Origin of the sequence: Mesorhizobium sp. M7A.F.Ca.CA.002.15.2.1 (genome assembly GCF_003998715.1) — a bacterium.
Classification (GTDB): Bacteria; Pseudomonadota; Alphaproteobacteria; order Rhizobiales; family Rhizobiaceae; genus Mesorhizobium; species Mesorhizobium ciceri.
This window is the reverse complement of the sequence record NZ_RZPI01001078.1, coordinates 1-1,068: the sequence shown is the minus strand read 5'-3', so window position 1 is coordinate 1,068 and position 1,068 is coordinate 1. Positions and strand designations below refer to the sequence as shown.

The 1,068-nt window shown below is 57.1% G+C and carries 1 protein-coding gene, 1 tRNA gene and 1 pseudogene; 2 read left to right on the top strand and 1 reads right to left on the bottom strand.

Annotated elements, in window-relative coordinates:
- A pseudogene (locus ENZ74_RS35535) lies at positions 1-140 on the top strand (GDP-mannose pyrophosphatase); the annotation flags it as partial.
- A 60-nt stretch (positions 141-200) separates the two neighbouring features.
- On the opposite strand, the gene ENZ74_RS32725 reads toward ENZ74_RS35535, so the two are convergent.
- Positions 201-285 (bottom strand) — tRNA-Leu (locus ENZ74_RS32725).
- A gap of 374 nt (positions 286-659) precedes the next feature.
- Between ENZ74_RS32725 and ENZ74_RS32720 the strand changes: the two genes are divergently transcribed.
- On the top strand, positions 660-1,068 hold a 409-nt coding region (locus ENZ74_RS32720; protein ID WP_281059761.1), incomplete at its 3' end, for a trigger factor.

Here is a 1,068-nt window from a genome sequence, read left to right as displayed (position 1 = left end):
CGCAAGAAGAGGGCGAGGACATCGAGGTTCTGGAAATGCCGCTCGACGAGGCGCTGGCCGGCATCGCCGATGGCCGTATCGTCGACGCCAAGACCATCATCCTGATCCAGCATCTGAAGCTCAATCCGATGCCTGCCTGAAAGGCGCCGGTCCTCCTTCGCCAGGACTTTCGGGTGGCCCGCCACCCGAAGCTCGAAGGGTGGTGCGGATGAAGGGACTCGAACCCCCACGCCTTTCGGCACTGGAACCTAAATCCAGGGCGTCTACCAGTTCCGCCACATCCGCATGGACCGGCAATCCCATGTGGCCATCATTCTGTCAATGTCAGAGACAAGATGTGGCCCAGCGACAAGATGTGGGGCAGGCCCCGAATGCTGGTTATCGCTGGGATGCGAAGACTGTTGAAAATTGGCCTCGCCTGTGACAAAAGGCGTGTCAAATGTGACGGGACGCGACGATCCGCTTCTGCAGAATGTGATAAGAAGTAGGAAAAACAAGAACTTATTCACATTTTGGAACGCAGTTTGGGAGAGTTTGAGCCGGGTTTTCGGTCAAATCGCCAGGTTCCGTACCAAAAGCCATTCCCGGCAAGAATATACCGGCAGGCTGTGAACGGCAGAGGCCGTGGCAGTCTCATTGGTGAAAACAAAGGTTTTACGATGCAGGTCACCGAAACGCTCAACTCCGGTCTCAAGCGAGAGATCAAGATCACCGTGCCGGCCGGTGACATGGAAGCCAAGCTGATGGCGCGGCTTTCGGATGCCCGCAACAAGGTCCGCATCAACGGCTTCCGTCCAGGCAAGGTGCCGGTGCAGCACCTGCGCAAGGTCTACGGCAAGTCGTTCATGGCCGAAGTGGTCAACGAAATCCTCAACGATTCGACTCGTTCGATCATTACCGGGCGTGGTGAAAAGGCTGCCATGCAGCCTGAAGTCATCATGACCGAGGACGAGAAGGAAGCCGAGAAGATCCTGGCCGGCGGCGCCGACTTCGAATTCCGCCTCAACTACGAGATCATCCCGGCGATCGAGATCAAGGACTTTTCCGACATCAAGGTGACGCGCCAGG